The sequence below is a fragment of the Pseudanabaena yagii GIHE-NHR1 genome, from assembly GCF_012863495.1.
Classification (GTDB): domain Bacteria; phylum Cyanobacteriota; class Cyanobacteriia; order Pseudanabaenales; family Pseudanabaenaceae; genus Pseudanabaena; species Pseudanabaena yagii.
Window position 1 is genome coordinate 3,239,838 of sequence record NZ_JAAVJL010000001.1, and the last position, 15,481, is coordinate 3,255,318.

Genomic DNA, 15,481 nt, shown 5'->3' on the forward strand with positions numbered 1-15,481 from the left:
TTATAAGATAAAATCCCCAGTTAATATATTACCTGCGCGATCGCAAAACATGATGTTTAGCTTTCTAAAAAGAAACCGTGATTTGGAAACACCTGAATATCAACTATGGCGACAGCAGTTTATGCAAAAGAGACTTAGTTTAGGAATGCGAATTGCATTCTTTTACTTTGTCACATTACTAGGTGAGCAATTTATATATTTATTACGGGGTTCCACTCACTTTTCGCAAATTTGGCTTATTACCATTCTGATAATTTTAGCAGCAATTATCTATGGCACAAACCATCTCAAAAGACTACGCTCACCATTACAAACCTCACTTATTTTCTTAAGTATTTCTTGGACAATTACAATACTAATCCAACTTATTGACACCATAAGTAGGCGAGTCAAGCCAGAGATGATGTTAATTTGGTGGATGGTGACATTTTTCTCTCAAGCCACTTTAGTACCAGTCCGTTGGCGATTTCATCTCATCTCACAATTAGGAGGATTAGCCTATTATTTTATAGTAAATACTGCTGTAGGTATTGATGTGATTCCTAATAATATACCTACAATCTCTTGGTTTATTAATATATTTTGGACTTGTTTTATTAGCAATATTTCTGTTTATCTCTATGAGAAATTAGCTAAGTCAGAATTTTACGCTCGCAATACTTCTGAGAAACTGTTACTAAATATCTTACCTGAATCAATCGCAATGAGGCTTAAAGATGATGAGAACACTATTGCCGATAGCTTTACCGATGTGACAGTCTTATTTGCGGATATTGTCGGATTTACACAACTTTCTAGTCATTTACCACCCAACCAAGTTGTGGAATTTCTCAATCAAATTTTTTCGCAATTTGATCGCTTAGTCGAAATCCACCAATTAGAAAAGATTAAAACCATTGGTGATGCCTATTTGGTAGTATCGGGACTTCCCTATCCACGACCTGATCATACTGAGGCGATCGCTGATATGGCGATCGATATGCAAATAGCGATGCATAAATTCAATCAAGAAACAGGGAAAAACCTGAATATTCGTATTGGCATTCACACAGGTCCCGTAGTTGCAGGTGTCATCGGACTGAAAAAATTTGCTTATGACCTTTGGGGAGATACGGTTAATACAGCCTCACGCATGGAATCTCATGGAGTTGCAGGCAAAATCCAAGTCAGTGCCTCTGCTTATGAGCACCTTAAACATCTCTATAAGTTTGAAGAAAGAGGTGTAATCACAGTCAAAGGTAAGGGAGACATGACCACCTATTTTTTATTGGGAAAGTATTAGGGACTTGCCTCTAAAAGACTCAGAGCCACAGCCTCCGCTACCTTAATCCCATCAATTCCCGCCGAGAGAATTCCGCCTGCATAGCCTGCACCTTCCCCCGCAGGAAAAAGCCCTTCAGTATTTAGACTTTGATAGTTCTCATTGCGCTTAATTCTAATTGGCGAAGAAGTGCGTGTTTCCACGCCTGTAAGCATGGCATCATCCATCGCAAACCCCTTGATTTTTTTATTAAATTCGGGAATCGCTTCGCGGATGGCAGCGATCGCATAGTCAGGCAAACTCTCACTGAGATCTCCCAAAAGCACATCTGGTGAATAAGATGGATGTACAGTGCCGAGAGCCTGAGAAGGGCGATTCGCTAGAAAATCTCCCACTAGCTGAGCAGGAGCTGCATAGGTTCCGCCACCAAGCTCAAAGGCACGGGATTCTAAACGGCGCTGAAAATCGATACCTGCAAGGGGATGCTCTGGATAATCTTCGGGAGTAATGCCTACAACGATGCCACTATTGGCATTGCGTTCATTGCGCGAATATTGACTCATACCATTAGTCACCACACGCCCAACCTCCGAAGTTGCCGCCACGACTAATCCCCCCGGACACATACAGAAGCTATAAACCGAGCGACCGTTTTTGCAATGATGCACTAGTTTGTAATCAGCAGCACCTAAGGTTTTATGTCCTGCATAGTCACCAAATCTAGCGCGATCAATTAGCGTTTGTGGATGCTCGATTCTGAAACCAATCGAAAAAGGTTTTGCTTCGATATATACACCGTGATCGTAAAGCATTTGGAAGGTGTCACGGGCGCTATGACCGACAGCCAAAACTATATGATTGCTAGCAATATATTCGCCACTAGCAAGGGTCACTCCCTTCGCTTTGCCATTTTGAATATCAATATCTTCTACTCGACTTTGAAAATGGATTTCGCCACCAAGTTCTTCAATTCTGGCACGGAAATTCTGGACGATGCCAACAAGCTTAAATGTCCCAATATGCGGCTTATTGATATAGAGAATTTCAGGTGAAGCTCCTGCATTCACAAATTCGGTGAGAACTTTGCGCCCATAATGTTGAGGGTCTTTTACTTGGCTATAGAGCTTTCCATCGGAGAAAGTGCCTGCGCCACCTTCACCAAATTGAGCATTAGATTCAGGATTAAAAGCTGCTCTTTTTTTCCAGAAGTTAAAGGTGTCTGCCGTGCGATCGCGTACTGCCTTACCCCGTTCTAAAATAATCGGGCGAAATCCCATTTGCGCCAGCATTAGCCCTGCAAACATCCCTGCGGGTCCCAGACCGATGACAATAGGACGAGTTTTTAAATTACTAGGGGCCTTGGCTACATGGTGATAGCTCATATCTGGCGTAATTGAGACATGAGGATCTGCTTGAAATTTTGCTAATAACTGCTTCTCTACAGATGTCTCCACATCAACAATATAAACCAAGTAAATATCTGTTTTCTTGCGCGCATCATAACTACGCTTAAAAATAGAATAATTGGTTAATTCTTCTGGCTTAATTTGCAGCTTTTTGAGAATTGCTAATTTCAGCGCATCTTCAGGATGATCTAAGGGTAGTTTAATCTCAGTAATTCGTAACATATTTAAGGCAATTCTTAGTTTATTAACTTAGCTGTAAGAACTTGAGTAAATCGCTTGAACATCAACAATGAAAGCTATTTACTCAAGTTCTTAGCTTACTTGCATAAGTCCTAGAACTATTAATTATAGTTTGCAATTACATTAACAACTTTACCCTCAGCATCTATTTCCATGAACTCGGCTGCTTTCACTCCATTTTGATTGATGTAATACAGGACAATGCTAGAGATTCCCCAGATGATATCGATTAGCTCAAATTTCAGCTCAGGATAGAACGCTAGTCCTTTTTGGAAATATGCACGTAAAGCCGTCTTTCCTGACACTTTACCAGATGGTTCATTAAGTATTCTAGTAGCGATCGGTGATATCAGAACGATATCCTCACTGTAATGAGATAGAATTGCATCTAAATCATGGGAATTCCATGTCCGAATCCAATCTTCAGCGAAAGCTAAAGCTTGACTTTCTAGAATCATTGATTTTCCTCCAACTTCATTTATAGTTCTTTTTGCTTCACCCTAGACAAGGTGAAAGCTTGAAGACCTTGCTGATATTGATTGAGTCTGGCACATTATGTCTATGCTTGGGTTCAATCTCTATCTAGCATAATCATTTTTATCTCAGAAACAAAGGTTTTTGCATCAGCGATCGCCCTATTAGCAATTATCTCATCAGCTACAAAATTGGTACTATAATCACCCGACTGTCGCAGATCGTAAACATCACTCAACAATTTAGAAATATTCGGAGATATTTTTCCTGTTTTGACAAAATGAAGATTTATCAATTTGATCACTCCTCTATGCGTTGAAGTTTCGATCCCTTCTGACAATAGCAATGCTTGGGCTATATAGTACATCGCATAATAAGCACGGGATATACAAGAACGATAACGCTGGGAATTATGTAAAAGCTCTGCTGTTTCTAGATCTTCAGAGGCTAGATTTAATAACTTGGATATTTCACTCATAGCTCAATACCTTCACGTTTGACTACTCTAATCAAAGAAGTTGCAGAACTTAGAAAAGATGATTTTGTAGTGGGGATAATGGAAATTAACTCTTCATACTCCATCATAAAATTCCAGCGAATATCAGATGTTCGATATATTTCCTCAGCTACATTTACAGGATCATCAAGGACTGTCATCACGTCAATATCTGAGTCAGGAGTTGCTTCTCCCCTTGCTTGAGAGCCAAATAGAATCATGGAAAATAAGCGATCGCCATAAAGATTTACTAAACTAGCTTTTAGCTCCGTTAGTAAAGAGGATAATTGCTTGTTCTCAACAGTTTTCGTCATTGTGTCTAATTCCTGACACTTTGGATGTCAATTCTAATATAGCTCGTACTTCATCAACTGACAGGGCAAGGCTCCATTGAGTACTGCCGTTCGTTCCGCACACTTCAATCCAATCGTCTGCGATAACTGCTTATTACCACTCAGGACAAACGCAGTCCAGCCCTTAAATTGCTGCTTGAGAACATTTCCTAATTGCTTATAAAAAGCGCCCAAATCACTATCACGTCCTAGTCTCTCACCATAGGGAGGATTGCAGAAAACAACACCACTATCCGCAGGCGCAACGACTTCCGCCAGATCTAACGCTGAGAAATAGACATGATTGGCTAAGCCACAATTTTTGGCATTGATAATTGCTTGATCGACCACCTCAGGATTGCGATCGCTACCCCAGATAGGTGCAGGTAAGGCATCTAAACGATTATCATCAGCTTCTTGAATTAATTTAGCTAAAAGTTCTTGATCAAAATCTAGCCAAGTCTCAAAGCCAAAATGTTCGCGAAACATTCCGGGGGCAATATTTAGAGCTTTTAAGCTTGCTTCTAGAGGCAAAGTTCCTGAACCGCAGAGGGGATCGTAAAACATTTGATTGGGTTGCCAACCTGACATCTGGATGAGGGCAGCCGCAAGGGATTCCTTTAAAGGTGCGGCTCCTACCGCAGGGCGATAACCTCGGCGGTGGAGACTATTGCCAGAGCTATCGAGGCTGACGGTGCAGCCATTGTCATCAATATGCACACCGATTCGCAAATCTGCTTCGTGGGTATCTACATCCGAGCGCTCACCAAATCGATCCATTTGCTGATCGACGATCGCATTTTTGACTTTGAGCGCTGTGAAATGCGTGTGATTAAGCTGGTCGTTTTTGCCAGTAGCATTTACCGACAAGGTCATTTCAGGGGTTAAAAATTCTGACCAGTCGATCGCTTTAATTCCTTGATAGAGATCATCCGCATCAAGGCAATCAAATTGATCGAGGTGCATTAAGATGCGGAATGGTAATCTTGCCCAGAGATTGACGCGATAAAGTAAAGTGCGATCGCCTTCAAAGCTAACACCACAGAATCCCGCCTCAACGGAATGAGCACCTAGTTGTTCTAATTCCTGTGCTGCGAGGGCTTCTAATCCTCTCGCCACAGTCGCAAAATATTGATTCATGAAACCATCATATAGCAACCTGAAATGTTTTGCTGAGAGTTACTTACGGCTAGATACAGTCTATTGAGGGATCAAGCATCACAATAACAACACTTAGTAAACCAATTTTTGAAGTTGTAACAGGAACGGGCAGATATTGATAAAATTCTGGAGCATTTTTGCTGCGATAGGTCTTTTTTTAGGATGAGCTTATGCATTTGCAAAAAACGATACATGCTACCTGTGGTCACTGATACCTCTGTTTGTTCAGCAACCTTTTCATTGTAAAAAGCGATCGCCATCAACTCAATCTCAACAAATTGCGATCGCCTTAAATACTAGCAATTCCTGCTGAGATTATGCTGTGACTAATTGAGCTTTTGGATTAGGTAATATTGGCTCGAAACGTAGGATCATAAATTCTTCTGGAGTTAATCCTAGAGATTCATATGTGCGACCATTGCGATCACTAAATTCAACTTCAAAGGCTTGACCATTGGCTAGTATTTCAACGATTGTGCCAACCTGTCCACGCCATAAATTATCTTGGGGAAGATAGATAGTTAGAGCTACAACACATCTAGAAGTTTTACTGAACTTGTTCGCATATTTGTCATCTCCAATGCAGGGCAACCGCATAAAAAAGTGAATAAAATTAGGAGAAAATAACAAAAGTAAAACAGCAATGAATAACCCTATCGAAGTCAGTTTACTAAGACACTTTGAAGGAGTAGAAGACCCGCGAGATAATCGAGGGAAAGAGCATAACTTGCTAGACATAATCGTAATCGCAATTTGCGCGGTGATAAGTGGGGAGAAAACTGGGAAGATATAGCGCTATTTGGAGCATCAAAACAAGAATGGCTGGGGACATTTCTTGAACTACCGAATGGGATACCCTGTGATGACACATTTGCAAGAGTGTTTGCACGAGTGAACCCGCAACAGATGCAAAATAGCTTCATCAGTTGGGTGAAATCAGTAAGTCAAGCGCTGCAGGGAGAGGTAGTAGCCATTGATGGCAAAACCTTGAGACAATCCTACGACCGAGGAGCAGACAAAGGCGCAATTCACATGGTGAGTGCATGGGCAAGCGCAAATCGGTTGATATTAGGTCAATGCAAAGTCGATGAAAAATCCAACGAAATCACCGCCATACCAGAGTTATTAAAACTGCTGGAAATTAAAGGTTGTATTGTGACGATTGACGCAATGGGCTGCCAGAAAGAAATAGCTAGCCAAATCGTGCAACAAGGAGCCGATTATGTCTTAGCGCTCAAAGGTAATCAGGGAGGACTATTTGAAGATGTGCAGTGGTTATTTGAGCAAGCTATAAACACTGATTTTGTGGATGTAGACCATGACTTTTGCCAGTCCATAGATAAAGGACATGGGCGTTTAGAAATTCGACGTTGTTGGACTTTATCTAACTTGGATTACCTGACTCAATTGCCTCTATGGGCTGGTTTACAGACTATTGCCTTAGTTCAAAGTGAACGCAGAATCAATGGGAAAGTCTCCACTGAAAATCGCTACTACATTTCTAGCTTGCCTTCTAATGCTGCTCTTATTGCCAATGCTGTTCGTACTCATTGGTCGATTGAAAATTCCTTGCATTGGGTTTTAGATGTCTCTTTTCACGAAGATGCTTCCCGTATTCGCAAAGATAATTCTCCTGAAAATATGGCGATGCTGCGTCACTTTGCTCTTAATCTCTTAAGTCGCGATAAGTCTTCTAAGTTCAGTATGCGGGCGAAACGTAATAAGGCGGCTTGGGATCTGGCTTATCTAATTCATCTCCTTAACCTTTGACTTTTTTATGCGGTTGCCCTGATCTCCAATGACTATAGAGTGTAGCAAGTCGTTAGTAATGTGTCATGCTATTGCCTGATAGAAGCGATCGCTCGCCACTCAATCTCTAAAAACAGCTATCTCTACACTTACAAGGCAAAAATAAGATTAGTTGATTGACCTTAAATACAAAAACAAGATAAAATAAGATTAGTCGGCTAATCTTATTTGAAATTTATGCTTGAAATCTCAGAATCAGATATTTTGTCCCGACTTCGGTTTGATAACCCTTGGTGGGAACAGGGTAAAGAAGGGGAATTAACTTACGAAGATACACCTCGACGTAAGTACTTCGAGACTTTTTATGAAAATATTTTAGATTCAAATGTTCGTCGAGCGATCGTTTTAATGGGACCAAGGCGCGTTGGTAAAACTGTTATGGTTTATCACACCATCCGCGCACTCCTAGACTCTGGTGTAGAAGCAAAAAATATTTTATATATTTCCCTTGAAACTCCAATCTACACGGGACTATATTTAGAAAGGATACTTAATTATTTTCAGAAACTTTTTGAACATAAACGCAATGCAAAACTGTTTATTTTTTTCGATGAAATTCAGTATTTGCGTGATTGGGAAGTACATCTCAAATCTCTAGTTGACTCCTATGCAGACTATCGCTTTATTGCTACGGGTTCTGCGGCGGCAGCATTAAGACTAAAGAGCAATGAGTCTGGTGCTGGTCGCTTTAGCGATTATGTTTTGCCGCCACTAACTTTTGCTGAATACTTGATGTTCATTGGACGAGAATCTGAACTTATAAAGTTAACGCCAATTGAAGATTTTGATTTGGAGAAAAATGAATACTCTGTTACAGATATCAAAGCACTCAATGAAGAGTTTATAAATTACTTAAACTTTGGTGGATATCCAGAGGCAGTTTTTTCAGAAACCATCAGACAAGACCCTAGACAATACATCAAAAGTGACATTATCGATAAGGTATTACTTCGAGATCTTCCAAGTCTTTACGGTATTAACGACATTCAAGAATTAAATAGACTATTTACGACCCTAGCTTACAACTCTGGGAATGAGGTGAGCTTGGATGGATTATCTAAATCCTCTGGTGTTGCTAAAAATACGATCAAGCGTTATCTCGAATATCTTGAGGCTGCGTTCCTAATTCGACGTGTTGAGCGAATAGACAACAATGCAAAGAGATTTAAGAGAGCGATGTGTTTCAAGGTTTACTTAACCAATCCATCCATGAGAGCCGCATTATTTGGACAGATTGATGAAAGTTCCGAATCTATAGGAGCGATGACGGAAACTGCAATTTTTAGTCAATGGCAGCACAGCAAAATTACTGAACTTTATTATGCAAGATGGAAGTCTGGAGAGGTCGATATCGTACATTTAGATAAGGTTAATCAATTACCTTCTTGGATTGTGGAAGTTAAGTGGAGCGATCGCCCTTATAGAACACTTGCAGAGCTTGATAATTGTGTTGAATTTGTGAACAAGCATCCTGATATTTCTCAACCAATTTTGATAACTAGTCAAACTATTTCAGATAAAGACATCCACTATAAAGGAGTAGAGTTTGAATTTTGCCCCTCTAGTCTTTACGCTTATCTACTAGGAGCAAATTTATTAAAGTATATTGACAATAAGCTGGTTAGGCGGAGAGTTTCAGAAGAAATTTGATGAAAATGCTATGTTTGCCAAAAGCGATCGCCACCACAATTTTCATAGATCGCGATCAATGTCACGGTGGTAACGGTAAATTAGTAGTTAGAACCAAAAACAGCAAAAGCAAAACTAGATATGTTTGATGAAATCGCCGATAAATTTGAGGCGGCTTGGAAAAAGTTACGCGGACAGGACAAAATCTCTGACTCCAATATACAGGGCGCGATCCGTGAAGTACGCAGGGCGCTATTAGAGGCAGATGTCAACTTACAGGTTGTCAAAGAATTTGTCGAAGAAATCTCCAAACAGGCTCAAGGGGCTGATGTAATCGCAGGTGTGCGCCCCGATCAGCAGTTTATCAAGATCGTCTATGACGAATTGGTAAAGACGATGGGCGAGGCAAATGTGCCACTCGCTGAAGCAGCCAATGCGCCGACGGTGATTTTGATGGCAGGTTTGCAGGGTACGGGTAAAACGACGGCTACTGCCAAACTAGCTTTACATTTACGCAAACTAGAGCGCACAGCTTTACTGGTTGCTACTGACGTATATCGTCCTGCGGCGATCGATCAGTTGATCACCCTTGGTAAGCAAATTAATGTGCCAGTCTTTGAAATGGGGGCTGATGCTGATCCCGTGGAGATTGCCCGTCAAGGTTTGGCAAAGGCGAAGGAATTGGGCGTTAATACCGTGATCGTGGATACGGCTGGACGCTTGCAGATTGATCGCGACATGATGGATGAGCTAAGTCGCGTTAAGGATGCGATCAAGCCCGATGAAGTACTGCTGGTTGTCGATGCAATGACAGGGCAAGAGGCGGCGACTTTGACTCGTACTTTCCATGAGGAGATTGGGATTACGGGCGCGATCTTAACCAAAATGGATGGCGATACTCGTGGTGGTGCGGCGTTATCGGTGCGGCAGATTTCGGGACAGCCGATAAAGTTTATCGGTGTGGGCGAAAAGGTGGAGGCTTTGCAACCCTTCTATCCTGAGCGCATGGCTTCACGGATTTTGGGCATGGGCGATGTGCTGACGCTGGTGGAGAAGGCGCAGGAAGAAATTGACATTACCGATGCTGCGAAGCTCCAAGAAAAGATTCTGAGCGCCAAGTTCGACTTTGACGACTTCCTGAAGAACACCCGCATGATGAAAAACATGGGTTCCTTTGGTGGAATGTTGAAGATGCTGCCGGGGATGAAGATTAACGACGCGCAAATTCAAGAGGCGGAAAAGCAACTCAAGCGTTGTGAGTCGATGATCTCCTCGATGACTAAGCAAGAGCGCAAAGATCCTGACCTCATTGCCAAGAGTCCTAGCCGCAAACAACGGATCGCTAATGGTTCGGGTTACAAGCTTCAGGATGTGACGAAGCTCGTTGCAGATTTCCAGAAGATGCGATCGCTGATGCAGCAAATGGGACAGGGCAAGATGCCGAATTTCCCCGGAATGCCAAATATGGGCGGCGGCGGCTTCCCTGGAATGGGCGGTATGGGCAACCAATCTCCTGCGGGCAATCCTGTTTATGGCAAGAAGAAGAAAAAGAAAAAGGGATTTGGAGAATTGTAGGGGTTTTAGCTTTTGGCTTTTAGCGATTAGCTTTTGGCTTTTTGGGAATTGGGAATTGGGAATTGGTGATTGAGAATAAAAAGTCACATCTAAGAATGAAACCCAACTTCTCATTCCAAAAAGCTAAAACCTAATCGCCTAAAACCTAATCCCCCAATTACCCATCCCCAATTACCAATTACCCATCCCCAATTACCAACAAAAAATGCAACCCAAAATCATCATTCATGGCGGTGCAGGTAGCACTGTTGAGAGCAAAGGTGGTTACGAGCCAGTTCGTAAGTCATTATTTGCTGTTTTAGAAACTGTTTATCCGATGCTGCTCGATGGCGCGAAGGCGATCGATGCGGTGGTCAAGGCTTGTCAAATGCTCGAAGACGATCCGCGCTTTAATGCGGGGACTGGCTCAGTATTGCAGTCCGATGGGCAAATCCGCATGAGTGCTTCGATTATGGATGGCGATCGCCAAAGTTTTAGTGGTGTGATCAATACGGCAAGGGTTAAGAATCCGATTGATCTGGCTAAGCATTTGCAGACTAACGACGATCGCGTTCTCTCTGATTACGGCTCGGCGGAACTTACTCGCGAATTGGGCATCCCGATTTACAATCCCCTCACCGATGAACGCCTTGCGGAATGGGTGGAGGAGCGCAAAACTAACTTCACTCGCAAAATGGCAGATGTGGCGATGGGAACAATCGGTGCGGTAGTTCTCGATCAATATGGCAGCATTTGTGCGGGCACATCCACAGGCGGACGTGGCTTTGAGCGCATCGGCAGAGTTAGCGACTCGGCGACCCCTGCGGGTAACTATGCCACTAAATTTGCAGGCGTAAGCTGTACGGGTGTCGGTGAAGACATTCTCGATGAAGGCTTTGCTACTAGAGTGGTGGTGCGCGTTACCGATGGCATGACCCTTCAACAGGCGGTCGAAAAATCAATTAATGAGGCGAAAAATCGCGATCGCGATTTTGGTGCAATATGCCTTGATGCTACTGGGGCGATCGCATGGGGTAAAACTTGTCCCGTATTGTTCGCTGCATATCATGACGGCGAAAAGATGCAAGATACACTTTAAAGTTAGGGTGGGCATAGCTCACCTTAACTTTAAAATCGCGATCAAGATGAGCTAAGCTCTTCAAGAGACATGAACTAAAACTTTATGAAAGATGTAATCGTGATCGGCGCAGGGATGGCAGGTTTAATCTGCGCTCAACAATTAAAGCAAGCAGGACTAGATGTCACCATTGTCGAAAAATCCGCAGGTTTAGGCGGTCGGATGGCAACTAGGCGCTTGCAAGGTACTTGGGTCGATCACGGTGCACAGCTCATTGCCGTAAAAAGTGATAGCTTTGGTCGATTTGTCCGTAAGCTGCAAGAGAAACGGATTGTGCAGGAATGGACTCGCAATGTTTATCAACTTTCCTCTTCAGGGCTGTTTCCTCCCGAAGCCGATCAACGTCACACCCGTTATTGCTGTCCTCTAGGCATGACCGCGATCGCTAAATATCTAAGTGCAGATCTAGCAATCATTAACAATACACGCATCATTGGCGTTAGTCACAATGATGATAAATGGCAGTTATTGACCGAGCGACAAGAAACCCTCGAAACCAAAGCGATCGTGTCCACGATTCCTGCACCTCAGTTTCTGCCGCTATTTGAAGAAGTCCTCGCGCCAGCACCTAGCTTTGTACAGGCGCTCCAATCCGTCAAATTTTCACCCAGCGTGACCATTATGGCTGGTTACAGTGCCAGTAATGAAGTACCTATAGAATGGCAAGCGATTAAATGTATTAACGATCCCATTCTTGACTGGATTAGCTATGACAGCAGTAAGCATCCTGACAAGTCCTCCCAACCTGTGTTTGTGCTTCAAAGTAATGCTGAATTTGCAAAGCAATCCATGGAAGAGCCTGATCTGGAAATAGTGGGTAAGCCATTGCTACATCAAACGGGCAAACTCTTAGCGAAATGGTTAGCTAGTCCTGAATGGTGGCAAGTTCATCGTTGGCGCTATGCCATTGTCGAGGAGTCGTTAGGCGTTTCCTGTTTATCAACTGCCATTCCTTTAGCGCTTGTCTGTGCAGGTGACTGGTGCGCTGGCAAAAATATTGAAGCTGCCTATCATTCAGGAATTGCGGCGGCTGAGTCAGCGATCGAGCTAATTAAATCTTAAAAAATACAGCGCTTTGCGCTCAAAACCAAACCAAGAAAAATTTTGAAAACGTTGCGAAGCAACGTTTTCAAAATTTTTCTTGTGGTTCGTTTGATCGGAAATTGCTATAAGAAAGCATAAATCTCTGTATGCAAATATAGCTAAGGGATGTGCAGTAAAATAAAGAACCAGATTTTTTGTGGTGAAGTCACAAAAAATCTGGTTCTTTATTAATCAGAATAATTGTGTTGTATGTCGCATCCTGTTTTCGTCCTTGCCTCAGCCTCTCCAACCCGCAAAAAAATCCTTGAGAATGCAGGGATTACACCGATTGTTCGGGTCAGTTACTTTGATGAAGATGCGATTCAGGTTAGTGATCCCACTTCTTTAGTGTTAACCCTTGCTCAGTGTAAAGCAAAAGCAATTCTGTCTGATTTAACGCAGGAGCTAGGTGGACAAAATGCTCTCGTGATGGGATGTGATTCCATTATGTATCTCAATGGCATGATTTATGGAAAGCCTGACACTAAGGAAATTGCGATCGCCACATGGCAAAAGATGCGTGGTAACTATTGCGAACTCTATACAGGACATTGTTTGATTGATATCCAAAATCAACGGACAGTCATGCGTCATGGTGTCACAAAAGTATATTTTTCTGAGGCAACGGATGCAGAAATTGAAAGCTATGTCGCTTCAGGAGAACCTCTCTGCTGTGCTGGTTGCTTTACATTAGAGAAGCTCGGCGGATTACTAATTGATAAGATCGAAGGCTGCCATACTAATGTTTTAGGATTGAGTTTGCCAATCCTGCGACAAATGCTCACAGAACTTGGCTACAGCATCCAATTTAGTGCCAATGGAACTACGATCAAATGAATACCGCCAATCGCAATACTCTCTGGGCAAGCATTGTTGCTGAAGAACTCTATCGCTCTGGTGTGCGTACCGTTTGTATTTCCCCCGGTTCACGCTCAACTCCCCTTGTGATCGCTTTTGCGGAACTACGCGATCGCTATCCAGACTTCCAGATTTTGGTACATATTGATGAGCGTTCTAGCAGCTTTTTCGCCCTTGGAGTTGCGAAGGTGCAAATGGCTCCTGTGGCGCTGCTTTGCACTTCAGGAACTGCCGCTGCCAATTATTATCCTGCGATTATCGAAGCCTATTATAGTCGAATTCCCTTGATCGTCTTGACCGCCGATCGCCCACCAGAGATGCGTGATTGTGGCTCAGGTCAAACGATCGATCAGATCAATATTTATGGAAAACATGTGCGCTACTTCTTTGAAGTGGGAACTCCCGAAATCATTGGATTCCGACTGCGCTACTTGCGATCGCTTATCAGTCGCACGGTCAGTATTGCTGTCGGTAAAGGGGATACACCCGCAGGAGCAGTACATCTCAACTTTCCCTTTGCTGACCCCATGCCACCGCTTCCCGTTCCCACGGATGTGCCAGAGGACTTAGCGCTCAGTAGTCCAGAGGCAATGTTTGGCAATCCATCGGGAGGAGCCTATAGTCAAATCTTGGCAGGAATGCGATCTCTAGATACGAATGCGATCGCCGCCATTGCGAATCAAATCATCAGCCATCCCAAAGGTGTGATTGTCGTCGGGGTCTACGATGCACCACCTAATTTTTTAACCTCAGTCCAGAGATTAGCCAGAGCCACAGGCTATCCATTACTGATTGAAGCTACAGGGGCGCATCGTCGGGGGGAGATTGGTCATTATGACAGCTTTTTGCGATCGCCCAACTTCTGTAAAACCCATGCTCCCGAAATCATAATTCGGTTTGGGGCAATGCCCACCTCCAAGAGCTATATGCTATGGCTGGAGCGACATATTGGTTGTCAGCAAATTGTTGTTGGTAGTACCAATAGCGATCCTACCCACGGCATCACACAGGCTCTAAATGTCTATCCCGTCAGTTTTTGTGACCAGTTAGCCAATTATTTAGAGAACTATGCTCAACCTGTGTGGCAAGATAAGCAATGGCGATTAGATTTTGAACTAGCCGAAAGTATTGCTGAGCATACGATTACGGAATCGCTCACAAAAATTGATGAATTATTCGATGGTAAGGTCTATGCAGAGCTAGCTCAAATTCTTCCTGCGGATAGTTATATCTATGTGGCTAGCAGTACGCCCATTCGTGATTTAGATACATTTTTTCATAGTGATCGCCCAATTACGGTTCTCTCAAATCGTGGTGCAAATGGCATTGATGGAACTATATCGAGTGCGTTGGGTGCAGCATGGGGATGCGATCACCCAATGGTGCTCATTTGTGGTGATCTAGCCTTCTATCATGATTTGAATGGCTTACTTGCCACCAAAAAATACAATATCTCACTCACAATTATTCTCTTAAATAATGATGGCGGCGGAATCTTTAATCTCTTACCAATTTCCAAATTTGAGAATACATTCGAGGAATTTTTCGGTACAGCCCATAATCTCGATTTTGCGCCAATTATTCAGGCTTATGACTGTGAACATATCCTCATTCAGGATTGGCAGCATTTCCACACAGCACTAACGAGTTCTCTAGAAACTAAAGGCACTCAAGTCCTAGAAATCAAAAGTGATCGCCAACGCAATAAAGAGCTACATTTCTCTATTTGGAATCAGGTAATTGAAAACTGCGATCGGCATTTTCCCGAAGGAAGCTGAGGGGCATAGGGATTTGCGATTAATTAAAGTAACTACGGCTTCGACTTCGCTCAGCCAACGTTGGCTGAGCGAAGTCGAAGCCATACAAACTCGGTGATACTTTTTTCTCGTCAAGTTCCATACAGGAAAATCAGGAACTTTTATGTAGCGTGGCTTTGCCACACTAAACAAAAGTTCCTGATTAAATCGTAGAAACCTAATGATCAAGTCCATAAACTTGAATCTACCTAGAGGAACATGAGAAATCCCATCTCTATCAATG

13 protein-coding genes and 3 pseudogenes are annotated in these 15,481 nt (G+C 42.9%); 9 read left to right on the forward strand and 7 right to left on the reverse strand.

What is annotated here, in order from left to right; genetic code table 11:
* Positions 1-82: 82 nt before the first annotated feature.
* Entirely contained in the window at positions 83-1,282 is a 1,200-nt protein-coding gene (locus tag HC246_RS14800; protein ID WP_169364047.1) for an adenylate/guanylate cyclase domain-containing protein, read from the forward strand.
* Here the strand turns inward: HC246_RS14800 and HC246_RS14805 are convergent.
* The 6 genes and pseudogenes from HC246_RS14805 to HC246_RS14830 form a co-directional block, all read right to left on the reverse strand.
* Positions 1,279-2,889: an NAD(P)/FAD-dependent oxidoreductase gene (locus HC246_RS14805; protein WP_169364048.1), complete on the reverse strand. Its 1,611-nt coding sequence runs from the start codon at positions 2,887-2,889 to the stop codon at positions 1,279-1,281. The genes HC246_RS14800 and HC246_RS14805 overlap by 4 nt on opposite strands.
* A 119-nt stretch (positions 2,890-3,008) precedes the next feature.
* Positions 3,009-3,365, reverse strand: coding sequence for a nuclear transport factor 2 family protein (locus HC246_RS14810; RefSeq protein WP_169364049.1), 357 nt, complete (start codon positions 3,363-3,365; stop codon positions 3,009-3,011).
* Positions 3,366-3,478: 113 nt separating this feature from the next.
* A complete protein-coding gene (locus HC246_RS14815) occupies positions 3,479-3,859 on the reverse strand; it encodes a HEPN domain-containing protein (RefSeq protein WP_169364050.1) in 381 nt (126 codons plus the stop codon).
* Positions 3,856-4,194, reverse strand: a pseudogene (locus HC246_RS14820) (nucleotidyltransferase domain-containing protein); the annotation flags it as partial. The gene HC246_RS14815 and the pseudogene HC246_RS14820, both read right to left, overlap by 4 nt.
* Positions 4,195-4,224: 30 nt before the next feature.
* Positions 4,225-5,349, reverse strand: coding sequence for a THUMP domain-containing class I SAM-dependent RNA methyltransferase (locus HC246_RS14825; RefSeq protein ID WP_169364052.1), 1,125 nt, complete (start codon positions 5,347-5,349; stop codon positions 4,225-4,227).
* Between the two features lie 336 nt (positions 5,350-5,685).
* Positions 5,686-5,936: pseudogene (locus HC246_RS14830) on the reverse strand (DUF4926 domain-containing protein).
* A gap of 77 nt (positions 5,937-6,013) precedes the next feature.
* Here HC246_RS14830 and HC246_RS14835 point away from each other — a divergent pair.
* From HC246_RS14835 to menD, 8 genes and pseudogenes are all read left to right on the forward strand, one after another.
* Positions 6,014-7,140 (forward strand): annotated as a pseudogene (locus HC246_RS14835) (ISAs1 family transposase).
* A 216-nt stretch (positions 7,141-7,356) separates the two neighbouring features.
* Positions 7,357-8,829, forward strand: coding sequence for an ATP-binding protein (locus HC246_RS14840; RefSeq protein ID WP_169364053.1), 1,473 nt, complete (start codon positions 7,357-7,359; stop codon positions 8,827-8,829).
* Complete coding sequence (locus HC246_RS26435; RefSeq protein WP_263972487.1) at positions 8,829-8,957, forward strand: hypothetical protein; 129 nt, start codon at positions 8,829-8,831, stop codon at positions 8,955-8,957. The genes HC246_RS14840 and HC246_RS26435 overlap by 1 nt, the downstream gene beginning before the upstream one ends.
* Complete coding sequence (gene ffh, locus HC246_RS14845) at positions 8,950-10,383, forward strand: signal recognition particle protein (protein ID WP_169364054.1); 1,434 nt, start codon at positions 8,950-8,952, stop codon at positions 10,381-10,383. The genes HC246_RS26435 and ffh overlap by 8 nt, the downstream gene beginning before the upstream one ends.
* A 205-nt stretch (positions 10,384-10,588) precedes the next feature.
* Positions 10,589-11,461, forward strand: coding sequence for an isoaspartyl peptidase/L-asparaginase (locus HC246_RS14850; protein ID WP_169364055.1), 873 nt, complete (start codon positions 10,589-10,591; stop codon positions 11,459-11,461).
* 84 nt (positions 11,462-11,545) lie between these two features.
* Positions 11,546-12,562, forward strand: coding sequence for an NAD(P)/FAD-dependent oxidoreductase (locus tag HC246_RS14855; RefSeq protein ID WP_169364056.1), 1,017 nt, complete (start codon positions 11,546-11,548; stop codon positions 12,560-12,562).
* Between the two features lie 231 nt (positions 12,563-12,793).
* Complete coding sequence (locus tag HC246_RS14860) at positions 12,794-13,420, forward strand: nucleoside triphosphate pyrophosphatase (protein WP_169364057.1); 627 nt, start codon at positions 12,794-12,796, stop codon at positions 13,418-13,420.
* Positions 13,417-15,219 carry a 2-succinyl-5-enolpyruvyl-6-hydroxy-3-cyclohexene-1-carboxylic-acid synthase gene (gene menD, locus HC246_RS14865; protein ID WP_169364058.1) on the forward strand — a complete coding sequence of 601 codons (1,803 nt, stop codon included), beginning with the start codon at positions 13,417-13,419 and terminating at the stop codon, positions 15,217-15,219. The genes HC246_RS14860 and menD overlap by 4 nt, the downstream gene beginning before the upstream one ends.
* Here menD and HC246_RS14870 read toward each other — a convergent pair.
* The gene (locus HC246_RS14870) at positions 15,154-15,432 is read right to left on the reverse strand and encodes a hypothetical protein (RefSeq protein ID WP_169364059.1); all 279 of its coding nucleotides are present in this window, start codon (positions 15,430-15,432) and stop codon (positions 15,154-15,156) included. The two genes, menD and HC246_RS14870, sit on opposite strands and share 66 nt — an antisense overlap.
* Positions 15,433-15,481 lie beyond the last annotated feature (49 nt).

Excerpts from the sequence above, each read along its gene's own strand:
- HC246_RS14870 (WP_169364059.1), bottom strand. The coding sequence starts at position 15,432 with ATGGACTTGATCATTAGGTTTCTACGATTTAATCAGGAACTTTTGTTT.
- HC246_RS14860 (WP_169364057.1), top strand. The coding sequence starts at position 12,794 with ATGTCGCATCCTGTTTTCGTCCTTGCCTCAGCCTCTCCAACCCGCAAA.
- HC246_RS14850 (WP_169364055.1), top strand. The coding sequence starts at position 10,589 with ATGCAACCCAAAATCATCATTCATGGCGGTGCAGGTAGCACTGTTGAG.
- HC246_RS14805 (WP_169364048.1), bottom strand. The coding sequence starts at position 2,889 with ATGTTACGAATTACTGAGATTAAACTACCCTTAGATCATCCTGAAGAT.
- HC246_RS14855 (WP_169364056.1), top strand. The coding sequence starts at position 11,546 with ATGAAAGATGTAATCGTGATCGGCGCAGGGATGGCAGGTTTAATCTGC.
- HC246_RS14810 (WP_169364049.1), bottom strand. The coding sequence starts at position 3,365 with ATGATTCTAGAAAGTCAAGCTTTAGCTTTCGCTGAAGATTGGATTCGG.
- HC246_RS14840 (WP_169364053.1), top strand. The coding sequence starts at position 7,357 with ATGCTTGAAATCTCAGAATCAGATATTTTGTCCCGACTTCGGTTTGAT.
- ffh (WP_169364054.1), top strand. The coding sequence starts at position 8,950 with ATGTTTGATGAAATCGCCGATAAATTTGAGGCGGCTTGGAAAAAGTTA.
- HC246_RS26435 (WP_263972487.1), top strand. The coding sequence starts at position 8,829 with ATGAAAATGCTATGTTTGCCAAAAGCGATCGCCACCACAATTTTCATA.
- HC246_RS14815 (WP_169364050.1), bottom strand. The coding sequence starts at position 3,859 with ATGAGTGAAATATCCAAGTTATTAAATCTAGCCTCTGAAGATCTAGAA.
- HC246_RS14825 (WP_169364052.1), bottom strand. The coding sequence starts at position 5,349 with ATGAATCAATATTTTGCGACTGTGGCGAGAGGATTAGAAGCCCTCGCA.
- menD (WP_169364058.1), top strand. The coding sequence starts at position 13,417 with ATGAATACCGCCAATCGCAATACTCTCTGGGCAAGCATTGTTGCTGAA.